This window comes from Exiguobacterium sp. EA-TM-5 (genome assembly GCF_053878415.1).
Map to the genome: position 1 here is coordinate 1,028,030 of NZ_CM132670.1, position 26,396 is coordinate 1,054,425.

Annotated in this window: 20 protein-coding genes; 13 read left to right on the forward strand and 7 right to left on the reverse strand. The window is 45.6% G+C overall.

Annotated elements, in window-relative coordinates; all coding sequences use genetic code 11:
- The first annotated feature begins 5 nt into the window (after positions 1 to 5).
- The 3 genes from gatB to rlmD all read left to right on the forward strand — a co-directional run bounded on the left by gatB (position 6) and on the right by rlmD (position 3,933).
- Positions 6 to 1,439, forward strand: coding sequence for an Asp-tRNA(Asn)/Glu-tRNA(Gln) amidotransferase subunit GatB (gene gatB / locus ACV3PA_RS05320; RefSeq protein ID WP_456125790.1), 1,434 nt, complete (start codon positions 6 to 8; stop codon positions 1,437 to 1,439).
- A 147-nt stretch (positions 1,440 to 1,586) separates the two neighbouring features.
- The gene (locus ACV3PA_RS05325; RefSeq protein ID WP_053454256.1) at positions 1,587 to 2,549 is read left to right on the forward strand and encodes a diacylglycerol kinase; all 963 of its coding nucleotides are present in this window, start codon (positions 1,587 to 1,589) and stop codon (positions 2,547 to 2,549) included.
- Between the two features lie 25 nt (positions 2,550 to 2,574).
- The gene (gene rlmD, locus ACV3PA_RS05330; protein WP_456125791.1) at positions 2,575 to 3,933 is read left to right on the forward strand and encodes a 23S rRNA (uracil(1939)-C(5))-methyltransferase RlmD; all 1,359 of its coding nucleotides are present in this window, start codon (positions 2,575 to 2,577) and stop codon (positions 3,931 to 3,933) included.
- Between the two features lie 110 nt (positions 3,934 to 4,043).
- Here the strand turns inward: rlmD and ACV3PA_RS05335 are convergent, their stop codons facing one another.
- The 3 genes from ACV3PA_RS05335 to ACV3PA_RS05345 all read right to left on the reverse strand — a co-directional run bounded on the left by ACV3PA_RS05335 (position 4,044) and on the right by ACV3PA_RS05345 (position 9,840).
- Complete coding sequence (locus tag ACV3PA_RS05335; protein ID WP_456125792.1) at positions 4,044 to 6,185, reverse strand: bifunctional glycosyltransferase/CDP-glycerol:glycerophosphate glycerophosphotransferase; 2,142 nt, start codon at positions 6,183 to 6,185, stop codon at positions 4,044 to 4,046.
- A gap of 102 nt (positions 6,186 to 6,287) precedes the next feature.
- Positions 6,288 to 7,445 carry a helix-turn-helix domain-containing protein gene (locus tag ACV3PA_RS05340; RefSeq protein WP_053454254.1) on the reverse strand — a complete coding sequence of 386 codons (1,158 nt, stop codon included), beginning with the start codon at positions 7,443 to 7,445 and terminating at the stop codon, positions 6,288 to 6,290.
- Positions 7,446 to 7,563: 118 nt separating this feature from the next.
- Positions 7,564 to 9,840 carry a methyl-accepting chemotaxis protein gene (locus ACV3PA_RS05345; protein ID WP_053454253.1) on the reverse strand — a complete coding sequence of 759 codons (2,277 nt, stop codon included), beginning with the start codon at positions 9,838 to 9,840 and terminating at the stop codon, positions 7,564 to 7,566.
- A 172-nt stretch (positions 9,841 to 10,012) separates the two neighbouring features.
- Here ACV3PA_RS05345 and ACV3PA_RS05350 point away from each other — a divergent pair, with 172 nt between their 5' ends.
- Positions 10,013 to 10,435 carry a CBS domain-containing protein gene (locus tag ACV3PA_RS05350; protein ID WP_023469329.1) on the forward strand — a complete coding sequence of 141 codons (423 nt, stop codon included), beginning with the start codon at positions 10,013 to 10,015 and terminating at the stop codon, positions 10,433 to 10,435.
- A gap of 136 nt (positions 10,436 to 10,571) precedes the next feature.
- Positions 10,572 to 13,355: a putative bifunctional diguanylate cyclase/phosphodiesterase gene (locus ACV3PA_RS05355; RefSeq protein ID WP_053454252.1), complete on the forward strand. Its 2,784-nt coding sequence runs from the start codon at positions 10,572 to 10,574 to the stop codon at positions 13,353 to 13,355.
- A 110-nt stretch (positions 13,356 to 13,465) separates the two neighbouring features.
- Here ACV3PA_RS05355 and ACV3PA_RS05360 read toward each other — a convergent pair whose 3' ends face one another.
- Positions 13,466 to 15,172, reverse strand: coding sequence for a M3 family oligoendopeptidase (locus ACV3PA_RS05360; protein ID WP_456125793.1), 1,707 nt, complete (start codon positions 15,170 to 15,172; stop codon positions 13,466 to 13,468).
- 175 nt (positions 15,173 to 15,347) lie between these two features.
- Here ACV3PA_RS05360 and ACV3PA_RS05365 point away from each other — a divergent pair, with 175 nt between their 5' ends.
- The 8 genes from ACV3PA_RS05365 to ACV3PA_RS05400 all read left to right on the forward strand — a co-directional run bounded on the left by ACV3PA_RS05365 (position 15,348) and on the right by ACV3PA_RS05400 (position 23,756).
- Positions 15,348 to 15,851 carry a PTS sugar transporter subunit IIA gene (locus tag ACV3PA_RS05365; protein WP_035396161.1) on the forward strand — a complete coding sequence of 168 codons (504 nt, stop codon included), beginning with the start codon at positions 15,348 to 15,350 and terminating at the stop codon, positions 15,849 to 15,851.
- 159 nt (positions 15,852 to 16,010) lie between these two features.
- On the forward strand, positions 16,011 to 16,772 hold the full coding sequence (locus ACV3PA_RS05370) for an ABC transporter ATP-binding protein (RefSeq protein WP_456125794.1): 762 nt from the start codon (positions 16,011 to 16,013) through the stop codon (positions 16,770 to 16,772).
- Positions 16,759 to 18,672 carry an ABC transporter permease gene (locus tag ACV3PA_RS05375; protein WP_456125795.1) on the forward strand — a complete coding sequence of 638 codons (1,914 nt, stop codon included), beginning with the start codon at positions 16,759 to 16,761 and terminating at the stop codon, positions 18,670 to 18,672. Before ACV3PA_RS05370 ends, ACV3PA_RS05375 begins: the two co-directional genes overlap by 14 nt.
- Before the next feature lie 94 nt (positions 18,673 to 18,766).
- On the forward strand, positions 18,767 to 19,453 hold the full coding sequence (locus tag ACV3PA_RS05380) for a response regulator transcription factor (protein WP_456125796.1): 687 nt from the start codon (positions 18,767 to 18,769) through the stop codon (positions 19,451 to 19,453).
- On the forward strand, positions 19,450 to 20,442 hold the full coding sequence (locus ACV3PA_RS05385; RefSeq protein ID WP_456125797.1) for a sensor histidine kinase: 993 nt from the start codon (positions 19,450 to 19,452) through the stop codon (positions 20,440 to 20,442). The genes ACV3PA_RS05380 and ACV3PA_RS05385 overlap by 4 nt, the downstream gene beginning before the upstream one ends.
- On the forward strand, positions 20,435 to 21,199 hold the full coding sequence (locus tag ACV3PA_RS05390) for an ABC transporter ATP-binding protein (RefSeq protein ID WP_053454245.1): 765 nt from the start codon (positions 20,435 to 20,437) through the stop codon (positions 21,197 to 21,199). The genes ACV3PA_RS05385 and ACV3PA_RS05390 overlap by 8 nt, the downstream gene beginning before the upstream one ends.
- Positions 21,165 to 23,096 carry an ABC transporter permease gene (locus tag ACV3PA_RS05395; RefSeq protein ID WP_456125798.1) on the forward strand — a complete coding sequence of 644 codons (1,932 nt, stop codon included), beginning with the start codon at positions 21,165 to 21,167 and terminating at the stop codon, positions 23,094 to 23,096. Before ACV3PA_RS05390 ends, ACV3PA_RS05395 begins: the two co-directional genes overlap by 35 nt.
- A 30-nt stretch (positions 23,097 to 23,126) precedes the next feature.
- Positions 23,127 to 23,756, forward strand: a complete 630-nt coding sequence (locus tag ACV3PA_RS05400) for a helix-turn-helix domain-containing protein (protein WP_053454243.1) — start codon at positions 23,127 to 23,129, stop codon at positions 23,754 to 23,756.
- Between the two features lie 45 nt (positions 23,757 to 23,801).
- On the opposite strand, the gene ACV3PA_RS05405 is transcribed toward ACV3PA_RS05400, so the two are convergent.
- The 3 genes from ACV3PA_RS05405 to ACV3PA_RS05415 form a co-directional block, all read right to left on the reverse strand.
- Positions 23,802 to 24,239, reverse strand: a complete 438-nt coding sequence (locus ACV3PA_RS05405; protein WP_053454242.1) for a hypothetical protein — start codon at positions 24,237 to 24,239, stop codon at positions 23,802 to 23,804.
- Positions 24,240 to 24,305: 66 nt separating this feature from the next.
- Positions 24,306 to 25,505, reverse strand: coding sequence for an ABC transporter permease (locus ACV3PA_RS05410; RefSeq protein ID WP_456125799.1), 1,200 nt, complete (start codon positions 25,503 to 25,505; stop codon positions 24,306 to 24,308).
- Complete coding sequence (locus tag ACV3PA_RS05415) at positions 25,495 to 26,388, reverse strand: ABC transporter ATP-binding protein (RefSeq protein WP_053454240.1); 894 nt, start codon at positions 26,386 to 26,388, stop codon at positions 25,495 to 25,497. The genes ACV3PA_RS05410 and ACV3PA_RS05415 overlap by 11 nt, the downstream gene beginning before the upstream one ends.
- Positions 26,389 to 26,396 lie beyond the last annotated feature (8 nt).

Consider the following 26,396-nt stretch of genomic DNA (forward strand, 5'->3'; position numbering starts at 1 on the left):
GTATCATGAACTTTGAAACGATCATCGGGATCGAGGTCCACGCCGAACTAAGCACGAACACGAAGATGTTCTGTGGTTGTGCGCGGGAATACGGCGCAGAGACGAACACGAAAACGTGTCCGATTTGTCTTGGACATCCGGGCGTCTTGCCGAAAATCAACGAAAAAGCCGTTGAACTCGCTGTTCGTGCAGCGATGGCACTGAACTGCCAAGTTGCCGATCAAACGAAATTCGACCGGAAGAACTACTTCTATCCGGATACGCCAAAAGCGTATCAAATCTCGCAGTTCGATCAACCGATCGGTTTTGACGGATTCATCGATGCGGAAGTCGATGGCGAAACGAAACGCTTCCGAATCGAACGTGTCCACCTTGAAGAAGATGCTGGTAAAATGAACCACACGGGTGCTAACCACTCGGTCGTCGACTTCAACCGGACAGGCGCACCGCTGATTGAGATCGTCAGTGAAGCGGACATGCGTTCACCAAAAGATGCTGTCGCCTATCTCGAACGCCTCAAGGAAGTCTTGCAATATGCAGGCGTCTCAGACGTGAAGATGGAAGAAGGGTCACTTCGTTGCGACTGTAACATCTCGGTGCGTCCATACGGACAAGAGAAATTCGGTACAAAAACAGAGCTCAAGAACTTGAACTCGTTCGGAAACGTCTTAAAAGGGCTTGAGTTCGAAGAAGATCGTCACCGTAAGTTGTTGCTTGCGGGTGGTGTGATGCGTCAAGAAACACTCCGTTTCGATGAGACGAAAAAACAAACCGTCCTCATGCGTGTCAAAGAAGGGGCATCGGACTACCGTTACTTCCCAGAGCCTGATCTCGTCAAGCTCGTGCTTGATCACGATTGGAAAGAAGCGATTCGTGCCGGTATTCCGGAACTTCCGGATGCACGTCGCGTTCGTTACCAAGAAGAACTTGGTCTTTCAGCATATGACGCGAAACAATTAACGGTCACACGTGAGATGGCAGAGTACTTCGAAGCGACACTTGCAGCAGGTGCAGAGCCGAAAGCAGCAGCGAACTGGACAGTCGGTGAGATCCAAGGTCACTTGAACAAATCGACGGAAACGTTCGAAACGGTCAAGATGACACCAGCTCGTCTGGCGGAGATGATCGATTTGATTGCAAGCGGAACGATTTCATCGAAAATCGCCAAACAAGTTTTCACAGCCGTCATCGAAGAGGGTGTTGAGCCGCGTTCGTATGTCGAAGCAAACGGTCTTGCGCAAATTTCGGATGAAGGATTGTTGCGTGGTCTCATCGTCGAGATGTTCGAAGCAAACCCAGCCGTCGTCGAGGAATTACTCGGTGGACGTGACCGGAAGAAAGGCTTCGTCATCGGTCAGATCATGAAAAAAACAAAAGGAATGGCAAACCCTGCCCTCCTTGATCAACTCTTCTACGAAGAGCTTGAAAAACTAAAATAAGTACCTGATCGAACAGCGCTCGTTCCTCCTTTACTTCTCTGAGGAATCGGGCGCTGTCTTTTTTGGCTTTGTAATGTCTCGAGAGTTCATGTAAAATAAAACAGTTATGTATCAAATGAACGGTTGAGTCAAAAAGGAGAAAATCTTATGAGACCTAGAGCGCGCGTGATTTATAACCCGACTTCCGGGAAAGAGATGGTTAAACGAAATTTACCGTATATCCTCGACCGACTCGAAGCAGCGGGTTATGAGACATCTGTCTACTCGACGAAAGCGGTCGGCGATGCGACGTATGAAGCAGCACGAGCATGCGAAGCGGAATTTGATTTAGTCGTCGCAGCAGGCGGTGATGGTACGTTAAACGAAGTGATCAGCGGTATGGCTGCCTACAACAAACGTCCGAAGCTTGGTGTATTACCTGTTGGAACGACGAATGACTTTGGTCGGGCGATGCGTATTCCGTTGACGATTGAGGGGGCAATGGATGTCATCTGCACCGGTCATACGATGCCGGTCGATATCGGTAAGATCGAAGGATCTACAGGCGTCCATTACTTCATCAACATCGCTGGTGGTGGCATCATGACAGAACTGTCGTACGAAGTGCCTTCGAAGCTGAAGACGGCACTTGGACAGCTCGCGTACTATGTCAAAGGGATGGAGAAACTTCCGCAAATCCGACCGACATATGTCGAACTTGAGCATGAAAAGGGTATATTCAAAGGAGAAGTCATGCTGTTCTTGACATCAAATACGAACTCCGTCGGCGGATTCGAGAAGTTGTCACCGAACGCGTCGCTCAATGACGGTCGGTTCGATCTCTTTATTCTGAAGAAATGTAACCTCGTCGAATTGATTCGTGTCATGCGCCTTGCCTTAAAAGGGGATCATTTCTCGGATCCTTGTATCGAGCATGTCACGACATCGTTCGTCCGTATGAAGAACACATCAGAGATGAGTTTGAACATCGATGGTGAGTTTGGCGGCATTTGCGAAGGCGAGATGACGAATCTTCGCTCTCATTTCGAAGTCATGACACCAAAGTTCCGGATCGAAGAGATGGAACAGATTAATACACAACTACAAGAAGCAGAAACGAACCTCGCGTGAAGCGAGGTTTTTAAGGAGGATATTCATGATTCCAGTACAAAAGAACGATGAACACGTCGTCGAGATCGTCGACCTGACACATGAAGGGTCAGGGGTCGCACGTATTGATGGCTATACGGTCTTCATCCCAGGTGCATTACCGACGGAGCAGGTTAAAATCAAAATCACGAAAACGACGAAGTCTTACGGGTTTGGTCGCATCATTCGTCAAAAGACGAAGAGTGTCGATCGTGTTGAGCCACCTTGCCCGGTCTACAACCAGTGTGGTGGTTGCCAATTACAACATTTATCATATGACGCAGAGCTCAAGTTCAAGCACAACCGTGTCCGTGATGCCTTTGCACGCCTAGCAGGTCTTGAGATTCCAGTCCATGAGACAATCGGAATGGAAAATCCGTGGGGTTACCGCAACAAAGCACAAGTACCGGTTGCATTCCAATCGAACAAATTGATGGCTGGTTTCTACCAAAAACGGAGTCATCGGATCATCGATATGGACTACTGCATGATTCAAAACAAAGAAAACGACGAAGCTGTTCAAGCGGTTCGTAAAGTCCTTGCTGATTTAAAAGTACCAGCATACGACGAGAAGAAAAAAGCAGGTGTCATCCGTCATATCATGGCACGTCACGGCTACCATACAAACGAGTTGATGGTCGTTCTCGTCACGAAGGTCAAACAACTTCGTGGTATCGATAAAATCGTCGAAGGGATCTTAAAGGCGTTACCAAACGTCACGTCGATCCAGCACAACATTAACCCAGATGATACGAACGTCATCCTTGGGAAAAAGAATGTCGTCTTGTACGGACCGTCTGTCATCCGCGATCAAATCGCTGGATTGACGTATGAGATCTCACCGCATTCGTTCTTCCAAGTCAACCCGGTACAAACGGAGAAACTCTACGCGAAAGCGCTCGAGTATGCCCAGTTAACGGGAGATGAGACTGTCGTTGATGCGTACTGTGGGATCGGTTCGATTTCATTGTCACTCGCAAAACAAGCGAAGCACGTCTACGGCATCGAAATCGTACCGCAAGCGATCGATGACGCACGCCGGAACGCACAAGCGAACGGGATCGAGAACGTGACGTTCGAGTACGGGGCAGCCGAGAAAGTCATGCCAGCACTCGTCAAAGCTGGTATTCAGCCGGACGTCATCGTCGTCGACCCACCCCGTAAAGGCTGTGACGAAGAATTCTTACGTGCAGCAGCAGATGTCGCACCGAAGCGGATCGTCTACGTCTCATGTAACGCGTCGACACAAGCACGCGACGCGAAGCTGTTGACAGAACTCGGTTATACACTCGTTGAAGTGACACCAGTCGATATGTTCCCGCATACGACACACGTCGAGAGCGTTGCTTTGTTCGTCCGTAACTAAATTGTTCATGCCTATTTCCACAAGGAAGGAGGCATTTTTTATTCTCGTTCTATGAGAAACCAAAAAATGAGAAATGACTTTATTGAGCCATTTCTCATTTTTACTAATCATCATTCAGTTTCTGTTGCTTCATCCTCATTAGTCGATCGTGCTGCATTCGGGAACAACTCAGCAAGAACACGTTCACTTGCTGTTCCATCATCCAGACTACAGAAACGCTCGAGGAAGCGGTCGTATTTCTCTTGATAAGCAACAGATTTCGTATCGATTTGTTCGATATAGTCGATGACTTGATCGGTTTCTTTCAAGAGTGGTCCTGGGACGACTTCTTCGAAGTCGAAGTAGAAACCACGTAACGTCGAAGCATATTTCTCCAAGTCATACGTAAAGAAGATCATTGGACGTTGTAAGTGTGCATAGTCAAAGAACACAGAAGAGTAGTCCGTAATCAAGATATCACTAATCAGATAGAGCTCAGCAATATCACCATATGAAGAGACATCGTAGGCGAATCCTTCATGACCACTGATGTCCATATTTTGAGCAATCAAGTAGTGCATCCGTAAAAGGACAACGTAGTCATCGCCAAGACGTGCTTGCATCTCATTTAAATTCAACTGCAAGTCGAATCGGTATTTTCCTCGGGCGATGAACTCATCATCTCGCCATGTCGGTGCATAAAGGACGATCTTTTTATCGGCCGGAATGTTTAATCGTGTTTTGATTTCACTGATTAGACCCTCTTGATTATCGGCATATAAGAGATCGTTTCGTGGGTAGCCAGTTTCAAGCATCGTATTTTGGAAACCGAATGCGCTTTTGAAGATTTCGCTTGAATACGCGTTTGGCGAAATCAGGTAGTTCCACTCTTGCGCTTGGTTATAGAAATTCTTTTTATATCGAATCGCATTCGTTCCAGCCATATGCACGTCTTCCATATCAAGACCGAGTCGTTTTAATGGCGTACCATGCCATGTTTGAAGATAGATGGTTTCTTCGCGTTTTTTCAAGCTGAGAGGCTGACGTGTGTTGAAAATCCAATACTTCGCGCGAGCCATGTATTGATAGTACGTAAAGCTGTTTCGGAGTACCCAGTTCGGGCATGCTTCCTTCACTTCATCAGAAGGTTCCTGAGCGAAAATCCAAACGAGTTCCAGTTCCGGATGTTTCTCTTTCAGCTGAAGGTACAGTGCTTTTGGATTATCCGAGTAACTTCGTCCTAAGAAACTTTCGAATAAGACGAGATTGTCTTTGATCGGCATTTTTTGGAATAGTCGATACAGCATAAGACCATTTTTAATTTTTTTACGGCGCGCCGCACGTAACGAACGTTTTGTTTTGACAGCAGTAATGTACAGTTTGAACATCGCGTAAGATCCGGTTGACCATGCTTGTAAATATTTACTCTTTGTAGGCATCCGCTTTAGGTCGTAAGCGACATGGTTGAAGACTTCTGCTTGTTGAGTATTAGATGAACTGCGTTCAAGTAATGTACGTCCACGTTTTGAAATGAATCGCTTATACCATGTATTTAAGAATTTTTGAACTTCTTCATCTTTTGTCTCTGCTGATAATATGCCATAAATCCGAGAGATATCTGAGAGTGTCGTAATGTCACGTAGTTGGAAGAGCGATTGACCATCTAGTGGTGTACTTCTTGAATTCCGTCCGTACACGATGTAGTTGACGGAAGTAATGTTTGTTAACTGCGAAATGACAGTATGTGCGATGAGCGTATCCGCAAACCATGTCGTTTCAAGGCTAGGCAGCATTTGAAGCAATTCTTTTTTGATCATCCATCCATGAATCGTCGTCAAGTGACGCGAATTAAACTTCGTGCGCGAGTAAAAGAAGTAGCGATCATCATCAATCGGCATCAACCATTTCTTTTTATTATAGACCGGAGATACCTTTCCGATAATCACTTCCCCGCGAGACTTTTCGTAAGCTTTGATATATGTGTAAAGTGCACGTGGAGCTAAAATATCATCACTATCTAAAAAGATGACATAGTCTCCTGAAGCAGCTTGAACACCATTGCGTCGAGCCGCATACACGCCTTGATGTGATTGTTCGATGATCGTACACGTTGGATACAGTGTACGAATGTCATCGACATAAGAACTTGGTCCATCAAAGACAACGACGATTTCTATAGGAATCGAAACGTGTTGGTCGAGAACGGATTGAATCGCAGCTTTCGCTTGAGATTCGGTTTGATAGACTGGAATGATCACGCTAATTGAATTCATGTTGACTCTCCTTTTGATGAAAGAATCGAAAAAAGATTCGATTCGGCAAAATTGTATTCTGTTGAATAGGATATCACAAATCTGAAAAAGGTAGCAGTGTTCCTAAAAATCTGTCTTTTGTCTGTAATGAGTCGGTGTCTCACCTGTGATTTGTTTAAAGGCTTGACTGAAATGACTTTGACTTGAAAAGTGCAGTCGATTTGAAATTGTTAATAGAGAGTCGTCAGATGAACGGAGCAACCTTTTTGCTTCTCGAATCCGTTCACGAATGACGTAACGAGCCAGCGGTAAACCCGTTTCATCTTTGAATAAAACGGATAAATAGTTGGAGGATACGTGAATCGCTTGACTGATGGACGAGACCGATAAAGGATCATATAGATGTTGCTGAATGTATCGAATGGCAGCTAAGACATGCGGCGAGTGACGTAAGGCCTGAATTTCTTTAACGGCTTCTGCAAAGGTGACCGTGATCCGAACATGTCGATTTCTCAGTTCCGCGATACTTGTCGCGGCTTCGATTGTTTCAATCATTCGATCGCTAAGCGAGAAAGCCTCGTCTGGTTCAAGTCCTCCTTGAATCGCAGCACGTGCGCTTAAAAGAACTGTTCCAAGAAGCAGATTCTTTTCTGCACGGAGTGGTTGATGGCGTGCTAGCGTACCGAATTCACCATAAGCAGGAAGAGAATACGTCGTAGCGAGTCGTTCACTTTGTCCTGACGAAATCCAATCGATGATTTGTTGTTCACGTTGCCAAGCTTTTCGATAAGCTGTCACACCTGTATGTGAAGGGGCATCAGACACTAGAGGAATTTCCTCCTCCTGTATATCTGAAACATGCTCAATATCGCGAGAAGGTAATCCTTCGCCGTGGAGAAGTCGATACAACAGATGAGCACAGTCAATTAAACGATTTTCAGTCGTTCGGGGAAGGACTTTATAAAATTGGTGATACGTCTCATCTTGGATATGAGCACGAAAAAGAGCAGACTGTAAGAGGACGGGACCAATTCGATACATTCCTTGAGCAGGAACATTTACGAAAAGATAGGCCGTTCCATCTTTTAACGTATGCAGCAAAGGACGGTTGTTCAAGGATGGCCACTCGTCTTCAATGAGTAGATTACCAGGATGCCTTGGCGCAGCAGGACGTAAATCGATTGACACATGCTCTTGATTTTTATATGAAATAAAAAAACCAGTCATTCCAAATAAATGTTCAGCAATTTGTATCAAATCTGAAGTTTTCAAGAGATTCATGAAGCGACTCCTTTCTAATTGATGCATCGATTGTATCTAGTGTATGTGCTCTGCAGTAGATAGTCGAGTGGGAATGAAAAAATCCGAAGTCTTTCTTCAAGACTTCGGATCGATATGCTTAATGATTTGTAGAAGAATGTGACGTCTCGGTTGTGTTTTCTTCCGCTTGAGTTTCTTCTGCTTCAGGTAGATCATCGTTTTCTAGTACGTGCTCCGTCAATTCGGTGCTTGCGACTTCGTCATAAGCAGACTCCTCTGTAGGGAACATTTCAGCATCTGTGGATGTGATCTCTTCTTGTTCTTCAATAGAGTCTTCTGTAGAAACCGCTTCATCTAACTGGAAATCCAACGTAAGTGAGTGAAGATTACCGGCGATATGAGCTAAATGAACTGCTGCCGTTGTAACAGATTCAAGGGTCGCGTTTGTTTCTTGAATACTAGCCGTACTCGTTTCAAGACCAGCTGCGTTCTCTTCCGTTAAAGCAAGAATCGTTCCCATTGCGTCTGAGACTTCTTCCGTTGCGAGCGTCAGTGCCTCGATGTCACCCGTCAATGCTTCTGTTCGACTGGATACATGGTGTACGGATCCTGCGATTCGCTCGAAGTCATCTCCTGTCGTTTTGACAGATTCAAGAGAGACTTTTAAGTCACTCATGACGTGATGCATCGCGCTCATTGCTGTATGCGTCTCTTGCTGGATATTATCTAAGAGTTGCTTGATTTGTTTAGCAGACGCGTCACTTTCTTCAGCGAGTTTTCGAACTTCGCTTGCGACGACAGCAAATCCACGACCTTGTTCACCAACACGTGCGGCTTCGATTGCTGCATTGAGAGCAAGTAAATTCGTCTGACTAGAGATCGCTTGTAACGTTCCAAGAATTTTACCGATCTCATCAGATCGTTTACCTAAGAAATCAGAAGTATTTTCGATTTCTTTTTCAAGTGAATCGGAATGATTCAATAAGTCAGAAATTGTTTGCTTCGTAACATTACTGCCCCGTGTGGCAGCAGAAGCAACCGAAGCGACTTCTGAGAGAGTCGTAGAAGCAACTTGTTGCATCGCGGTTGATCGTTCTTTTACACCGTATACAGCGTGTGAAGAACGCTCAGCCTGTTTCGTCTGTGTTTCACCGGCAGCTGCAATTTCTTCCATTGTCTGCCCAATATGGCGTGAAGCATTCTGAACATGAGTAGCGTTAGTAGATAATTCTTCTGAGGCATCACGAACCGTCGTAGCAGATGTAGTCATCGCTAGAATCGTTTGTCGCAAACGAGCACGCATCGCGTCAAAGTTCGTACTGAGATCCGTCAATTCATCTTTAATGAATCGTTTCGGACGATCTTGTGTTCGAAGATCCCCGGATGCGATTGCTAATGCTTCTCGGCGTAACATGGATAATGGTCGATTGATAGAACGTCCGATCAACCAAGCAATGAGTGTAGCAAGAGCAATAGCGATTACGAAATTCACTAAGGATTGACTCAACATCTCTTCTTTCGGCGCATACAAGGAAGCATAATCGAGTACAACTGCTAACTTAAATCCGGTTTTAGAAGAAGTTTGCCAAATGACGACTGATTTTTTTCCTTCCACATCCATGATTTTCGTTCCGGATTCTTGCTCAAGCATAGTGGTTGGAGACGAGAAATATGACTTCCCATTTTCTCGTAGTTGATTGATTTTTTTAAAGAAATAATTTCGATTGGGGTGAGTGACGATTTTTCCGTTTTGTGTATAGCTGAAAACGAACCCCTTTTGTCCAATTTCAATCCGTTTCATGTCTTCGGCAAGTCGATTGACGCTTTTATAGACGGATAACACACCTTTAATGTTCGCCTGACTATCCAGTGTCGCTTTAGAGAAACCAATGATCGATAGCTTTGTAGCGCTATCATAATGGGGCTCACTCATAACTGCGGTACTTGAATTTTCAAGTGCTTGTTTATACCAGGTTTCTTTTCGTGGATCGTATCCTGGTGTGACTTCTTGTTTCGGCCAGTTGAGATAGCCGCCTTTTGTATCAGCGTACTGAATGAATGAATTTTCGATTTTAGATGATCCATATTTCTCAAGAGTAGTATAGATATCTGTCGCTTTTTGAGAAGGAGCATCTGAGGCAGACGGTTGTTTTGTGGTATCTATGTAGTTCGGTAGGGTACCGTCTTCACGGTTAGAAGGGAGTCCGGCAAGAAGTGTCGTATCCTTTTTTGTATCATCAATGATACGGGAAAACGATTGTTCGAGTTGCTTTAAAGCAGTTTGGGACGTCGAGTCAACAAGTTGATCGACTGTTCGGCTCGTTTGGTTGTAAGAAAACCAAGTAGAGACACCAAGTGTAAGTGCGGGCAATAAAATAAGCCCGATGAACAGGCGACGGGTGATCGGGAGGCGCATATGAATTCTCCTATCTTAAATAGTCTTTAAAATCTGTCTATTCAGACTATCGGAAGGGTACCACTAAATATGAAGGAATTATGTAGAGATTTTCATCATTTGAGAAATGAATCCAGCGAAGCTTCGTGATAAAATGAAGAAGGTGTCACAGAGTGGCTAGGGAGGAACAGAAATGAACATTGCTTTTTTCTTACTACCAAAAGATGAGGTGAAATATCTAGATCCTGAGTCGACGGTCAGACAGGCATTAGAAAAGATGAAACATCATCGATTTACGTCCGTTCCACTCGTCGATAATAAAGGGAAATATGCAGGGACATTAACGGAAGGAGACGTCTTGTGGGCGCTTGAGGCTAATCTAGAGCATGCGGACTATGATCACGTCTTGCAAACACGGTTGACGGATATTAAACAACGCGTTCGTTATAAACCAGTCTCGATTACCGCGCAAATGGAAGAGATGATTGAAGTCATCACGGACCAAAACTTCGTTCCTGTCATCGATGATGGAAAGCACTTCATCGGAATCATTCGTCGTCGGGATATCATCGATTATTTCGCGAAAAAAGTAGCACGCGAAAATGTCAGTTACTAAAAAATATAAAACTAGTAAAGAAAGCACTTATTTTCACGAAATGTGAGAAGAAGTGCTTTTTATTGACTTAAATCGACTTCAACATACAGCAAAAAGAGACGATATAGAAGCATAATGACATTTTAGGGAGGACGATGTGTTGCGACGTTTATCACCAGTCTTCATCGAAGAAGCTTTTCGAAGACGATCCTACTATAAAACGTTCTCGTGGATGATTGCAGTCATCGGTCTACTTGCGATTATCGTTGCGTTACACCAATTGAACAAAACACTCGAAGAAGGAAAACGTTTCGAAGAGGCAGCAAAAGCGATTGACATCGTGATTCCAGCAAATCATGCGACTCAAGATTTAACTTCTTATTATCTGGCTTTCTTAGAAAAAAAGGTTGAGGAACCACAAGTAACAAAACAAGCAGAAACTTCCCTCTTCCATTTATATGAACAACTAAAGGAAGAACCGGTGACTGGACCAGCACGTAAAGAGTTGCTGGAAGAAATCACGAAATTAGAGCGTCAAGGATATGATTCCAATCATCGCTTTTTCACGGTCTCTACGAACTTTAAAAGTGAAGTGATTTTTAATCAACTTGTCTTAAGTAAAGAGACCGGTTCATATTATGATGTGTTCTCGCATCTTATCATGATGGAAGAGCAACTTGGAAAATCGGCACAGATTCTACGAGAAGCACGTCGGGACAACGAAATCAGTTCAATTGATCGCTTACGCATCCAACAAATGCGGATCGACTTGCCAATACGCCAACAATCGCTCATGAATGCCTTATATGGTGTAGTTTCGTTAAAAGACGACGCAGGGCGACAGGAAATTGCCAACATGAGAAGTCAGATGCGAAATTACACAGAAACGCTAGATGAATTGCTGAGTACATCAAATGATAAAAATTATGCAAAATTAGCTGAGCAGTCTAAACAGTATGAAACAAGTATGTATAAGATATACAATCAAAAATTAAAACAAGTACAACAAGAAATGGAGCAACGAGGATCGCAAATCATTCAAAATGCTTGGTTGCTATTTGCAACAATCATTCTTGTCATTACGGCATTATTAATACTTAATTGGTTATTATTACGTGCTTTTCGAAAAGATATTTCCTTACTACAAAACGAAGCGAATACGTTTGCTGAGGATCGGCGACAATCTGGGTACCATGTACATGAAAGAAACGATTTCAAGCCGGTTGTTCAAGCCTTTCGAACGATGACAGCCATCATCGCTGGGCTACTCGATCATAGTGATGCGAAAACAAAAGAGATCAAGCAGAAGAAAGCCGAAATCGAATCACTCTTTTCTCAAAATACAGATCCGATTCTTGCTTTATCATCGGATTATACGATTTTAAGTGGAAATGATCGTTTTCGACAGTTAACGCATGCAACATCGGATTGGACGATTGAAGAATTGGTACATCCGGCTGATTTGAATCGAATGCGGCGAGCGCTGCAGCAGGCAATCGAAGGAAACAGTCAGACGATCCGCTGTAAAATGTTATTTGATGAAGATATTTTAAATATGTTCGTCAACATCATTCACGTTCCGAACAAAGAAGATGAAACAGGTGTTGCCTTGTATCTGTCTTGTCATGATGAGACGGATCAGTTTCGACGAGAAGAACGCATTACACAACTCGCGCTTTTTGATATGTTGACAGGGTTACTGAATCGAAATGGTTTTGAACAAAAAATGACAGATGCACTAAAGGCACCACAACCAGGTGAGCTTGTTACCATCAGCATTCGCCAATTCCGCCGAATCAATGATATCTACGGTCATGGGGCAGGAGATCAGATTTTGAAGGATCTCGCGAATCGACTCAAACATCACTTCATCGGAACCGGACAAGCGGCACGGATTGGAGGAGATGAATTTGCTGTGTTAGTCGCGCAACAAGATATCGTTGATTACCAGCAATTGAAGCAAGTCATTGAACATGTTTATGAAATCAATGGAGAATTCGTGAATGTCAGCATCAGTATGAGTATGGTTCGTTATCCGGACGATGCGATAGCTGTCACCTCTTTATTATCCTCTGTCGATATCGCGATGCAACATGCGAAACAACAGACGGAAGGTGGACCAGTCTGGTTCGAACCGTGGATGAGTGCTGAATATCTAGAATCAGTCGTTCTCGAAGGGGAATTACGAGACGCAATTGAAAAAAATGAATTGCAACTGTTCTATCAGCCACAAATTAATCTTGCAACAGGAAAAGTAGACGGTTGTGAAGCACTCTTACGTTGGTTCCATCCAGAACGTGGGATGATTAGTCCGGCGATTTTCATTCCGATTGCCGAGCGATCGATGTTGATTGAAGAAATCGGTATGTGGGTCGTTGCCGAAACGGTTCGGCAAGTCGAGGAGTGGAAGGAAACGGAGCTTGAGGTACTTCGCGTCTCAGCGAACTTATCTGTAAAAGAGCTCGTCTCTGGCCGGATTGTCGATTACCTGACTGGTATTCGAGAAATTCATCCTGGGATTGAAGAACGGATGGAGCTCGAGATTACGGAATCGTTCGGTGTCTTTTCGGACACGCGTGTGTTTGATGCCTTACAAACACTACATCAAATGGGTTATCGCCTTGCTATTGATGATTTTGGTACAGGATATTCCTCCTTGTCCTATTTGAGTCGATTGCCAATTCAACGACTTAAAATTGATCGCTCGTTCATCAGTGGTCCAGATGCGTGTTCGAACGCACCGCTGATTGAGACGATCATCAAACTGGCACATACGTTAAAATATGATGTCGTCGCAGAAGGAATCGAGGAGATCGAACAAGCGGATCATTTACGCATGCTTGACTGTGAATATGCCCAAGGTTTTTATTATTCGAGACCAATTCCTGCAGACGAGTTTCGCATCTGGTACGGAAAGTATCATGAAGCGCTTCAGTCTTAATGAAAGAATCCCTGTAGCCAATTTACGCTACGGGGATTCTTTTTTCGTGAAAACAAAAAAACGCCACTGAAGTAAAGGGATGTCCTTACTTCAGTGACGTCATCGAGCGATTAGACACGGTCGAGTACGAGGTCGTCGGCTTGTTCAAGATACGCTTTAACCGGTGCAACCGCTGCTTCGACTGTTCCGGGTGCGAACGGAGATTTTAATCCAGCGCGTTCGACGAGTGCGAGGAAACTCTCTGATCCACCAGCACGACAAAGTTCGAGATATGACTTCCACGCCGCTTCCCGGTCTTGTTCCATCCAGGCATAGAACTGGAAAGCACAGACTTGAGCGAGCGTGTAATCGATGTAGTAGAACGGACTGCCGAAGACGTGTCCTTGCTGATGCCACCATGCGCCAGAATCGAGGTAATCGTTCGCTTCGTAATCACGATGTGGCAAGTATTTCTTCTCGATCGTCCGCCATGCCTGACGACGTTCCGCTGGTGTCAGTTCAGGTTGGTTATAGATGACATGTTGGAACTCATCAATCGCAACGCCGTATGGTAGGAATGTGACGCTACCCGCGAGGTGATTGAACTTGTATTTCGCTGTCTCTTCGCCGAAGAATTCCTCCATCCACGGATAAGCGAAGAACTCCATTGACATCGAGTGGATCTCACATGCCTCATACGTCGGGAAAGCACTCTCTGGAGCAGTCAGGTGACGGCTCTCGTAGACTTGGAACGCATGTCCGACTTCGTGCGTCAAGACATCGATGTCGCCCGCTGTACCGTTGAAGTTCGAGAAGATGAACGGGAGTTTTTCGTCTGCGATGTAAGTACAATACCCACCGCCGGCTTTACCAGGCTTCGCCGTTAAATCAAGTGCTTCCCGGTCGAGCATATAGTTAAAGAACTCGTTCGTCTCTGGTGACATCTCGGCGTACATCTTCTTGCCGCCTTCGATGATGAACGACTCTTCCCCTTTAGGTGTTGCGTTACCAGACTTGAAGGCAAATCCTTCATCGTAGTAATACAAGTGATCGACGCCAATGCGTCGTTGTTGCCGCTCTTTGAGCTCTGTTGCAAGGGGAACGATCGTTTCACGAATCTGTTCGCGGTATTGTTCGACCATCGATTGATTGTAATCGACGCGGAGCATTCGTGCGTATCCGAGCTCAACGAACGACGGGAAACCAAGTGTTTTCGCAATCTCTGTACGGATACGGACGAGTTTATCGTAGATCGTATCAATGGTTTCACCATGTTCGTTTAAGTAACCGTAGCGTGCTTCAGAAGCTGCTTTACGGACGTCGCGGTCTGGTGATTGAAGGTAGGGACCGAACTGCGATAAGTTCAACGTCTTACCATCAAACTCGATTTGAGCGGAAGACATCAGTTTCGTATATTCACTTGATAGACGGTTCTCTTCTTGAAGCTTCGGAATGATCTCTTCCGAGAACGTCTTCAAGCTTGCTTCAGCAATCAAGAATAACTGTTTGCCGTGCGTCTGTTCGAGTTCACTGCGGAGTGGATGTGTCGTTAATGCCTGATAATAACTTGAGACATATCCTTGATAAATTGCGCTCGCTTCATCGAAGAACCCTTGCTCCGTTTCATAGAACGTATCGCGTGTATCGATCGTATGACGGATCTCAACAAGCTGGCTTGCCGTTTCAAATTGGTTTCTGAGGGTATTAATCTCAGTGATGGCTGCGTTTGCTTCATCTACCTGTGTGGCTTCCGTTAATCGAGCGATTGCTTGATTCATGGACGTTTCAAGTAAGGCAAGATCAGGGCGGACATATGTAATTTCTGAAAATGGTAACATGTAAGCGCCTCCTTTTGATTTCTAACTATTATCACACAAAAATACTTGCAAAACCAGAGGGACAAACGTATGCTTTTTGTGAGAACGTGAGCGAGCTGTCTAACAGCTTACTCCTATAAAAAATCGAAACTTCCACTTGGAAGAATAACGATCGAGAAAGTAGAGGGATAGTATCATGGGATTCTTAAAAAAATTGTTTGGTGGTAACGACGCAGGAAACGCGAAAATCGCTTCTGCACTTACAGGTAAAATCGTCAACATCGAGAACGTACCCGATCAAGTTTTCTCTCAAAAAATGATGGGCGACGGTGTCGCGATCGAACCAACAGAAGGTAAAGTCGTCTCGCCAATCAACGCGACGGTCGAAACGATCTTCCCAACAAAACATGCAATCGGTTTAAAAGGTGAAGATGGTCTTGAACTGTTGATTCACGTTGGTCTTGACACAGTCAACCTCAAAGGCGAAGGCTTCACAGCTCACGTCCAGTCAGGTGATAAAGTCAAAGCAGGAGATGTCCTTGTCGAGTTCGATCTTGACTACATCCGTGCGAACGCACCATCGACGATCACACCGATCATCGTAACGAACCACGATCAATTCACACTTTCAGCTGTACCAGCTGAAGGAACTTCTGTTGTTGCAGGAGACACAGAGCTCTTCAAAGCAACACATAAATAAGATACGACTAGTCTCCATCCCTTTCGGATGGAGGCTTTTTTTTGTTGTCTCCTCCCTTGTCTTACCGTTTTGTAAGAGAAGTGAAAGTAAAGTCCATTTTGAGAAACGAGCACTCGTACTAGACTGAGTGTAACGAATCAAACACAGGAGGCATTACAAATGAAAGCAATCTTACAAGCAAATCAAATCTCAAAAACCTATCAAACGAAAACAGCGCGGCATGAAGCGTTACGTCCGACGACGCTCAGTGTCCATGAAGGAGAGTTCGTCAGCATCATGGGACCGTCTGGTGCTGGGAAATCGACGTTACTCAACTTACTATCGACGATCGATCAGCCGACAGACGGATCGATTTTAATCAATGGGGCAGACGTGACGGCGATGAAGGAAAAACAATTGGCACGTTTCCGCCGGGAACAACTTGGCTTCATCTTCCAGGACTTCAATTTACTCGATACGATGACGGTCCGAGAGAATATCGCATTACCCTTATCACTCGCGAACGTCGATAAAAAAATGATTCTCGAGCGAGTGGAGCGTGTCGCGCGTCAGCTAGGTATTAACGACTTACTCGATAAACGACCTGTCGAACTATCAGGCGGACAAAAACAACGGACGGCTGCTGCCCGAGCGATCATTCATGATCCGTCACTTATCTTAGCGGATGAACCGACCGGTGCGCTTGACTCGAAGTCTGCGACAGGATTACTTGAAGCGATGCAGGCGCTAAACAACGAAGGCGCAACGATCTTGATGGTAACGCACGATCCGATGACAGCGTCTTATGCGGAACGGATTCTATTCGTCAAAGACGGGGAGCTGTTCAAGGAAGTCCATCGTTTCGGTTCGCAGAAGGAATTCTTCGAACAAATCATGGAAGTCCAACGTGAACTCGGGGGTGCCGTCCGTGAGCTTGTCTAAACTAGCGTTTCAAAATCTAAAGAATATTCGTCAAAACGTAATGTATCTCGGTGCAGTCACGTTCGCGATTCTCATTTATTACACGTTCCTTGCCATTCGATCCAATGAAGCAATGCTTCAGGCGAACGAAATGTACGGAAAACTAGGAACGGTCTTTACGGGAGCAAGCGTCATCCTCGCACTCTTCTCTGCTATCTTCATCTGGTATTCGAGTGACTTTTTCTTACGTCGCCGGAAGAAAGAAATTGGACTGTATGCGTTGCTCGGTCTAGAACGAGGACAGATTGCGCGCTTAATCTTCCTTGAAACGATGGGGTACGGTCTGATTGGTCTGATTCTCGGAATCGCAATCGGGACGGTTGCTTCAAAATATTTCGTTCAGTTGCTGGCTTCTGTCATGGTGATGCAAGTTGACGCGACGTTTACGATCAGTTTTGCTTCCGTTGGTCAGACGATTGGCGTCTTCTTGTTGATTTTCCTAATCATCGCCTTACGTTCAGCACGGACGATTTATCGTTTTACATTGATTGAACTGTTTAAGGCAGAGCAACAAGCAGAATCACTCCCGAAAGTGCATCCGATTCTTGCGGTGCTATCCGTTGGATTGATCGGCGTCGGATACTATTTGACAGGGCAACCATTGATGGATCACTTCACGATCGTTGCACCGCTCTTGATGCTCTGTGTCATTCTCGGAACATTTGGGACGATGAGTTACTTCACGATTTTCTTATTACGTCTCTTAAGTAATCAAGCACGACATTTCAAAGGAACGAACTTAATTTTACATGGGCAACTCTTGTCACGGATCAAATCGAATGCCGTCATGCTGTCAACGATCACGGTCATTACCGCTGTGACATTGACGACAGTTGGCACGGCGACGTCGATCTATTACTTCATCGATCAGACTGTTGAGGAACAAATGCCATATAGTCTGTCGATTGCGAGTAAACAAGCAGAAGCGGAAAAACTGATTGCCAAGTCCGATCAAAAGATTGAAAGTCGGACGATGGTCAACGTCAAGAACGTCGATCAACAGATGGAACTTCCGAATCCGCTGATGTTTACACGCTATTATCAGACGTATGCCTATGAAGATCAGTCAGGACAATTTAGCTACGTCAATTACTCGGATTACGTGAAGCTCGCAAAAGCCAATGGGAAATCAGTCATCGCAGAGCCAAAACAAGGCGAAGCTATCGTCCTTGAGACATTCAAAGGAAATGACTTATTGAAGATGAAGGTCAAATCACCGATTGGTGTTGAAATTAAGGATGTTCATGAGTCCTTTCGCATCACCGCTACGACAGATTTACCGATCGCTCAACTTTATGAGAAACAGCGACTTGCCTTCGTCGTGAACGATGATGTCTTTGCGAAGATGCCGGAAAAAGGCTTTACGCTGACAAATTATCAGTTCTCAGACGAACGTCATGACGATGGACTGATGAAACAGTTGACGCAACTTTATGGAAAACAAGCGGATACGGAGATGGCAGCGTATTATCCTGTCTATACGATGACGACAGCGACGACTGGCTTACTCGCGTTCGCTGCCGGTTTCCTTGGTCTTGTCTTCTTGCTTGCAACCGGTTCGATCATCTACTTCAAGATGCTCGCAGAAGCCGAAGAATCGAAACAACGGTTTGCAATCATCCAGAAAATCGGTGTGGATGAGAAGGAACAGACCGGTATCATCCGTCGTCTCGTTGGATTCGTCTTCTCTTTACCGTACGTCCTCGGACTCGTTCATAGTGTAGTTGCGATGCAAGTCTTGCAGAAACTGTTGAACTACAATATCGTCCGTCCGACGTTGCTTGCGATCATCTGTTATACGATCGTCTATTTCATCTATTACATCGTGACTGTTCGTGCTTACCGCCGTATCGTCACGTAACCAACTAGATACTTCAAAGAACTGGAAACGGAATAATCGTTTCCAGTCCTTTTTGAGTTCGTTATGATAAGGGGAGAAGGAGTTGATATGAACGATGCATACGATTTTATTAGTCGAAGATGATATGAAAATTGCTACATTATTGAAGGAACTACTTGAACGTTACGATTTTAGAGTGGTCGTTGAAGATGGACGAGGGGACGTCGTGGCGACGTATGAGGAGGCGAATCCAGACGTCATTCTACTAGACGTCAACTTACCGAAGTTTGACGGCTTCTATTGGTGCCGACAATTGCGGATGAAGACACGAGCACCCATTCTGTTCATCTCGGCACGGGTCGGGGAGATGGATCAAGTTATGGCGCTCGAATATGGTGCCGATGACTATATTGTCAAACCGTTCCAAGGTGCAGTCGTCATTGCGAAAATTAAAAGTCAGATTCGCCGGGCATATGGTACCTTATCGAATGAGACGGACGAGCGGACAGTGACGAAAGCGGGCGTCACACTATACTTAGACCGTTATATCGTCGAGTACGGAGAACAATCGATCGAACTGTCGAAAAAAGAAGGATTGATTCTTGAGATGTTGTTGACGGCAAGTCCACGGATCGTCAGTCGGGGAGATTTACTCGAACGGATTTGGGATGATGAGGCATTCGTCGATGAGAATACATTGAACGTCAATATCACGCGCGTCCGCAAACGACTCGCTGAGATTGGTGTCGGGGGTCTCGAGACGGTGCGAGGTGTCGGCTACAAACTGGTTCTTGAGCAATGAAGCTCTTTTTACGGCACGCGATACCAGGCATCATCTTCTTTACCGGACAGATGTTGATTTTATATGCCGTCTTATGGCTCTATGATCTGTATCGTCCGGCAGCCTTCTTCTATATCGTGCTCTTGAACAGTATCGGTCTGTTGATTTATCTCAGCTATCGTTTCTTCAGCATGCTGCCGCTGCTGCGACGGATGCAACAGCCGGTTCAGTCGGTCGCAGAACCGATTCGCAGTGATAGCGAAGAACCGATTTCCGTTGCGGTTGAACAATTTTTAGAGCGACAACAGACACTGTTCCGGAACAGTTTGTTCGCTGAGCGCCGCAAGGAAAAGGAGCGGCATCGGTATGTGGATCAATGGATTCATCAGATGAAGACGCCCTTATCCGTCATCGAGCTGATCCTCGAACATCCTGGGGAGAACTATCAAGCGGATTTACGGCAAGAGGTCGATCGGTTGCGCAGTGGACTCGATCAGATGCTCTATTCGTCGCGTTTAGAAGCGATCGAGACGGACTTGAAGGCAGAGCAATTGTCATTAAAGCCGCTCATCACGAGCATCATCAATCAGGAAAAGCGATTGTTCGTTAAAAATCAGGTCTTTCCGAAACTCGACATCGCAGAGGATGTGTATGTCTATACGGATGCAAAGTGGTTTCGTTTCCTCGTCTTACAACTCTTGACGAACGCGATTAAGTATACGACGGGACACGGACGAGAAGTCGTCCTGACAGCAGAAGAGATAAAAGGACAAGTCGTTCTTTCGATTCGGGATGACGGCGTCGGTATCCCTAAACGAGACGTACCACGCGTTTTCAATGCGTTCTTTACTGGTGAGAACGGACGACGTTACGGCGAATCGACCGGGATGGGATTGTATTTCGTACAGCAAGTCTGCTTGAAGCTTGGGCACGAGATTGAACTTGAAAGTGAGGAAGGTGTCGGCACGACATGCCGGATTCGATTAGTAGGAGGTCGCACACATGATTGAGGTCAAACAATTGGGGAAGGTGTATCCCGGAAAGGTGACGGAGCAACCGCTGACGGATGTGAATTTTCGAGTCGAAGAAGGCGAGATGGTCGCGGTCATGGGTCCATCCGGTAGTGGCAAATCGACACTAATCAACTTGCTTGCGACACTTGATGAGCCAAGCTGGGGATCGATTCTGATTGATGGTGTCGATACGGCGACATTCAAGCGAAAAGAGATGACGCGTTTTCGACGCGAGACGCTTGGGATCATCTTTCAGGAATTTAATTTACTCGACTCCTTGACGCTTGGTGAGAATATGCTTGTTCCATTGATGTTGTCTGGGAAGAAAGCAAAACTTGCACGCGAAGAGATGGAGGAATTGGCACGGCGCTTACAAATTGATGATCTGCTCGATAAGCAGGTCGATGAAGTCAGTGGCGGACAACGACAACGGACGGCGATCGGTCGCGCCTTGATTCATACACCTCGTCTGATGCTCGCAGATGAACCGACGGGAGCGCTTGATTTCCAAGCGACGAAACATGTCATGGATGTGTTAGCTGAGCTAAACGCGACGGGGATGACGATGGTGATCGTGACGCATGATCCGCAAGTCGCCTCGTATTGTAATCATGTCCTATTCTTAAAAGACGGTAGTGTGCAAACCGAGTTATTCCGCGATGAGCCACGTCGTGTCTTTTTCCAACGCGTCATTGAATCACTATCGCTGTTAGGAGGGGATGAGCATCAATTATCTGCAATACGCCCTACGTAACATCCGACGCTACCAGCGATTGTACTATGGGTATGCTTTGACGATTATTATCGCGATGACGATCGTCACGAGTTATTGGAACTTGTTGACGAACGGATCGTTTCAAAACGTTGCGAAGATACTCAGTCAATTGAACCAAGTCATCGAGATGACGATATTATTCGTATTCATCGCGGAACTGATCATCTTATTCTTTAGTATCCTGTTCATCTACTCGACGACGTATACGATGCTTGAGCATCGCAAGAATGATCTCCGGACGATGCGGACACTCGGTAGTGGATTGTCACACTTCCTGAAATATTTTTTAATTGAGGTCTTGATCGTTGGTGGTCTAGCCATCACAGCGGGGATGGTACTTGGAAATGTCTTGACGAAGATGTTGTTATTATCTGTTGTCAAAATCATGTTCTTGCCGCCGATCGAGTTTGAACTATCGTTTTATGCGATTCTCGCCTTGATTGGTGGAGCCTTCCTTGTTTTACTGATTGCCACCGTTCTGGCCATCTACCGCTTTCGTCCAGATCGACCAGTCCGTTCGCGTTCGCTTTTTCGAAGAAGGATTTGGATTTTGACACAAGTCGCCGCTTTACTGCTTTTGATTTACGGATATGTCCTTGCGTTCGTTCGAACGTATGGATTTTATATGTTTTTCCCGCTCGTCATCTTCATCGGCTCTTTCTTTATCTGTCGATATATCTTGCCATGGTTAATTAAATTGTATCGCCCGTGCCGGTTGTCACTTCGAAAGCTAATTGTTTCGGAGATTGCGAATCAGTTACGGACGAATAGTACATTGATTGCCCTTGGAACGATTTTGACATCGTGTGCGTTAACAGCTGTCGGACTCGTTTTCTTATTTCAATTAATCGGACTCGACTTGTCGTCCCAAAATCAGTTTGGTCTTGTCTATTATGAAGAATCGGCGCAGCCGACGAAACGACTGAAGGACATCAAACAGACGATGACGGAATCTTTTCCGAATCGCTATCAGCAGGATATTGAAGTGAAGGCGGAAAAGACACGTATCTTTTTGCCAATCTCTGCTTACAATAAAATGATGCGTCAGCTACAACTACAGGAACGAACGGTCAAGGGACGACAGAGTTTCTTCGTTCCGGCACGTCCGGTACAACTCGAAGAGAAAACACCGACGATGAAAAAGGCAGAACAGGCAATGAAACAAGATGATTTTGAACTGCTACCGCCGGCTTCCCATGATTTAGTATTCGGCTACAACTATCAGATCGAGACAATATTCGTCGTCAGTGATGCCGCTTTTCAAACACTCAAACAACCTGTTCGTCAAATCGTCGTATTCGATACACCAGCCTATCACGATTATGGAACGAAAGATTGGAAACAATGGATGAAGATCGTCCGAAACATCCAATCAGCAGCAAAGCTGGATGAGAAGCAGCCAGTTCCGTATCAGCTGATCAATGAGACGGAAGATGAAATTGATGGCATTCGAATCGTACGCCTCGTCACGTTTGTTGTCATTCTCCTCACCATCTGGTTGTTCGTCATCAATGCGAGTTTTTTGCATGTGTGGATGCAAATGACAGCGGAACAAGAACAAAAACGAATGAAGACATTATTCGCACTAGGATTTGGTTCCAGTAACATCCGCCGCTACTTATTAATGAAGTATGGGGCTGTCTTGCTCATTCCGTATCTGATTTCCGTCTTTCATGCCTTTTTGCTATTCCAAGTCGTCGTGACACAAGCCGGACTAGAGATGGAACCTTTTCTTAATCTTGCCGTTTTTTGGATCAGTATCGTGACCTTCGGATACTTTTTGAGTGTCTTACCAATTTGGCTACGCTACCCGCGCCATCTCTTCCGGAAATCATCCGAAAGTTCGATGTATCCAACACCGAATTCAAGGGTATGATGATACCATAGGAACAAGGGAGGGAAACGTATGCTAGACCACTCACCATATCGGGGTTACGGTGACCGGATTCGTATTCTACGGGAGCGTTCCGGTATTTCGATCGAACAGCTGGCGGAACGACTCGGCGTCGCACCGTATTTCATTCGTCGGACGGAACTCAGCGAAGTCTATCCAACAAAACCATACATCGAGGCACTGGCTGATGCTCTGAACATCGATCCAAGTTATTTGGCTCGTCATATTTGGACAGGAGAATCGTTGAAATTCATCATGCAACAGAAAACGCCGCTCGAAGAGATGAAACTTGCTTATGAACAGACACTCGGACAGGACGGGACGTGGGTCGAAGAACAGCTGGAAGAGCGAATGCGTCTGTTTGATTTAATGTATGATGAAGACGTCAAACGAATTGAACAGACAATGAGTGCTACGGAACAGCGCATCTTTCACGAACTGGTCGAAGCTGTGATGGAGGCAGGAGAGTTACAACGGGATCAAGCAGAAGAGACGTATGAACTGTTTGAGGATAAACTGCCATCCATGATGCAACTCGACGAGTATCTTGACCGGATGACAGAAGGTGTATCGTTAGCTCGTTCAACGTATTACGCTGATTACAGTGATCGAAAAAGTCGGTCCCGCTATCACCGAAAATAAAAAGTCGCTGTCTTCTGATTGACGTTCAGAAGACAGCGACTTTTTTTAACGCGTATTATGTTGTGACATTTGACGTAAACGTGGATTTTTAATACGTGTCCGACCAATGATGAATCCGATGATCGCATTTGCAATGACAAGTACCCAACCGACATAGCCGAAATTGAGGGTCAAGCTACCAAGCATCGCTTGCCATTTGAAAATCATCATCATATCACCGCGCAAGACGAAGCGAGCGATGCAGACGAGCAGGACAGTCAGCCCAGCGATGAAGACACCAATCCAGCTACCGTATAAACGGGAAGACTGGCGGCGGACCGCAACGAAGGACCAGCAAAAGAGACTGGCGACGAATGTCATACCACCGTAAGCAAGGACGAGTTCCCATGTTGCACTCGCCTGCGGAAATTTCGTGAACATGACAAGAGACGAGACCATGGCAGCAGCTGTGAAAAGAATTGCTGCCCAAAAACGAGACCGCATAACGTAGTTCCTCCTCAGGACTTTTTCTCACCTAACGATAGCGGAAACGATTCGTCTTGTAAACTGTTACCGGCGACCGCTTAAGATTCGACGGAGTTGTTTGAGTGGGTTCGATCCATAGAATAAAACGCCACCCCGATAGAATTTCGTTCCGACGAACAGGGCAAGTGTGATACTGATTAGCATCAAGATGAGCGAAATCGAAACTTGCCATACTGGTACATCGGTTAACATGACACGTAGGAACATGACCATCGGTGTAAAGAACGGAACGAACGATAAGACGACGACGGCTTGGTTCGTTGGAGCATTCAGACTAAACATCGAGATCATGAAGGCAGCGACGATCAATAAGATGACCGGTAACGTGACTTGTTGTGCATCTTCGACGCGGCTGACGAGTGAACCGAGTGCTGCGAGTAACGTGGCATATAGGAAGTATCCGAGCAAGAAGAAGACGAACAGATAAATGATCGTCCGTGCACTTAAGGAATCGAGTGATAACTGATCAAATAAGCTACTACTTTGGGCACTGTAGTATCCGACGCCAACGAGAATCGATAACTGCACGAGACTGACCGTTGCGATCGAGAGAATCTTCGCGAGCATATGTTGGATTGGACTTGCTGCTGAAATCAACAACTCCATGACACGGGATGATTTTTCATTCGCGATTTCTGTGACGATCATACCGCCGTAGATGGCAATCGTGAAATACATCAAGAACAACAACACGTAGACAAGAGCAGAAGCAGCAAAGAGTTCATCCTCACTTTTTCCACCTGTCGACGTCAACTCTTGTTTGACAGGAACAGGTTTAGCGAGTGAAGCAAGGACGTTCGGATCGATTTCAGCGTCCGTGATGACGGCTTGATCACGGACTTGTTTGACGACCGTTGCGACCTGTGTTTGTAATTCAGATTCAGGACTAGCACTGACGAGTGTCACGTCATAGGAATCCTGAACGATTGCTACGGCATCAAATGTACCGCGATCGACTGCTTTTCGTGCTTCAGCGACCGTATAGTTCTTCGTCGTGATATCTGAAGTGACACCAGCCTTCTTCAAGGCAGGACGAAGGTCCATCGATAATTCACTGACGAGAGCAACTTTCGGATCGTCACCCGAAAACCAGTCGAGAATCCGCTCGATATTACCAAAGCCGACGAGAAACAGAACCATCAGGACTGTCGAAATCAAAAAGCTTTTAGCACGCAATTTTTGGAGTAAATTGAAGCGATATAAAGTCAGGAATTTACGGTTCATAGCGTTTTCCGACCTCCTCGATGAAGATATCCTGTAGCGATAGCTGATCCCAGACGAATCGATCGACGTGATGTCCTTGGCTGACGATGTGTTGGAGAAGTTGATCAGCTGTCTCTTTCGAAGAGACTTGGACGACGTGACCGTTGTTATCTGACTCGACTTGGAGGACACCTGGCAAGCTATCCCAGAGGAGTGGTGGAGCATCTGTCGTCAAGAGGACACGTGTTTTTCCGTAACTTGCTTTGATGTCAGGGAGATAGCCGGCAACGACGGGTTTTCCATGATCGAGAATCGCGACGTGTTCGCAGAGTTCTTCGACGTGGTCCATTCGGTGACTTGAGAAGACGATCGTCGTTCCATCGACGGTCAACTTTTTGACAGCACGTTTCAATTGTTCCGCGTTGACCGGATCGAGTCCGCTGAACGGTTCATCTAAAATCAAAAGTTCTGGCTTATGTAGGACGGCAGAAATCAACTGGATCTTTTGTTGATTGCCTTTCGAGAGTTGTTCGACGCGCATTTTTTCATACTGTGGAATTTGGAAGTATTCGAGCCATTCCGTTAATGCTAGTTTCGCATCTTTCCGTTTCATATCGCGGAGTTCTGCGAGGAATAGCAATTGTTCGTCGACACGGACTTTTGGATAGAGTCCCCGCTCTTCTGGAAGGTATCCGATTTTTGAAGTCGGGATGCGCTCTCCGTTCCAGGTGATCGACCCTTCGGTCGGTTGGAGTAGACCGAGTAGCATCCGGAAGGTTGTTGTCTTCCCAGCACCGTTCGCACCAAGCAAACCAAAGATTTGCCCGCGTGGCACCTCGATCGTCAGAGCATCTACGGCCGTAAAATCGCCGAAACGCTTCGTGATTTGTTTGATTTCTAACATGTGAACCT

What these genes read in the sequence shown, in the direction of transcription:
- gatB (WP_456125790.1), top strand. Translation starts at nt 6, where the DNA reads ATGAACTTTGAAACGATCATCGGGATCGAGGTCCACGCCGAACTAAGC.
- ACV3PA_RS05325 (WP_053454256.1), top strand. Translation starts at nt 1,587, where the DNA reads ATGAGACCTAGAGCGCGCGTGATTTATAACCCGACTTCCGGGAAAGAG.
- rlmD (WP_456125791.1), top strand. Translation starts at nt 2,575, where the DNA reads ATGATTCCAGTACAAAAGAACGATGAACACGTCGTCGAGATCGTCGAC.
- ACV3PA_RS05335 (WP_456125792.1), bottom strand. Translation starts at nt 6,185, where the DNA reads ATGAATTCAATTAGCGTGATCATTCCAGTCTATCAAACCGAATCTCAA.
- ACV3PA_RS05340 (WP_053454254.1), bottom strand. Translation starts at nt 7,445, where the DNA reads ATGAATCTCTTGAAAACTTCAGATTTGATACAAATTGCTGAACATTTA.
- ACV3PA_RS05345 (WP_053454253.1), bottom strand. Translation starts at nt 9,840, where the DNA reads ATGCGCCTCCCGATCACCCGTCGCCTGTTCATCGGGCTTATTTTATTG.
- ACV3PA_RS05350 (WP_023469329.1), top strand. Translation starts at nt 10,013, where the DNA reads ATGAACATTGCTTTTTTCTTACTACCAAAAGATGAGGTGAAATATCTA.
- ACV3PA_RS05360 (WP_456125793.1), bottom strand. Translation starts at nt 15,172, where the DNA reads ATGTTACCATTTTCAGAAATTACATATGTCCGCCCTGATCTTGCCTTA.
- ACV3PA_RS05365 (WP_035396161.1), top strand. Translation starts at nt 15,348, where the DNA reads ATGGGATTCTTAAAAAAATTGTTTGGTGGTAACGACGCAGGAAACGCG.
- ACV3PA_RS05370 (WP_456125794.1), top strand. Translation starts at nt 16,011, where the DNA reads ATGAAAGCAATCTTACAAGCAAATCAAATCTCAAAAACCTATCAAACG.
- ACV3PA_RS05380 (WP_456125796.1), top strand. Translation starts at nt 18,767, where the DNA reads ATGCATACGATTTTATTAGTCGAAGATGATATGAAAATTGCTACATTA.
- ACV3PA_RS05385 (WP_456125797.1), top strand. Translation starts at nt 19,450, where the DNA reads ATGAAGCTCTTTTTACGGCACGCGATACCAGGCATCATCTTCTTTACC.
- ACV3PA_RS05390 (WP_053454245.1), top strand. Translation starts at nt 20,435, where the DNA reads ATGATTGAGGTCAAACAATTGGGGAAGGTGTATCCCGGAAAGGTGACG.
- ACV3PA_RS05395 (WP_456125798.1), top strand. Translation starts at nt 21,165, where the DNA reads ATGAGCATCAATTATCTGCAATACGCCCTACGTAACATCCGACGCTAC.
- ACV3PA_RS05400 (WP_053454243.1), top strand. Translation starts at nt 23,127, where the DNA reads ATGCTAGACCACTCACCATATCGGGGTTACGGTGACCGGATTCGTATT.
- ACV3PA_RS05405 (WP_053454242.1), bottom strand. Translation starts at nt 24,239, where the DNA reads ATGCGGTCTCGTTTTTGGGCAGCAATTCTTTTCACAGCTGCTGCCATG.
- ACV3PA_RS05410 (WP_456125799.1), bottom strand. Translation starts at nt 25,505, where the DNA reads ATGAACCGTAAATTCCTGACTTTATATCGCTTCAATTTACTCCAAAAA.
- ACV3PA_RS05415 (WP_053454240.1), bottom strand. Translation starts at nt 26,388, where the DNA reads ATGTTAGAAATCAAACAAATCACGAAGCGTTTCGGCGATTTTACGGCC.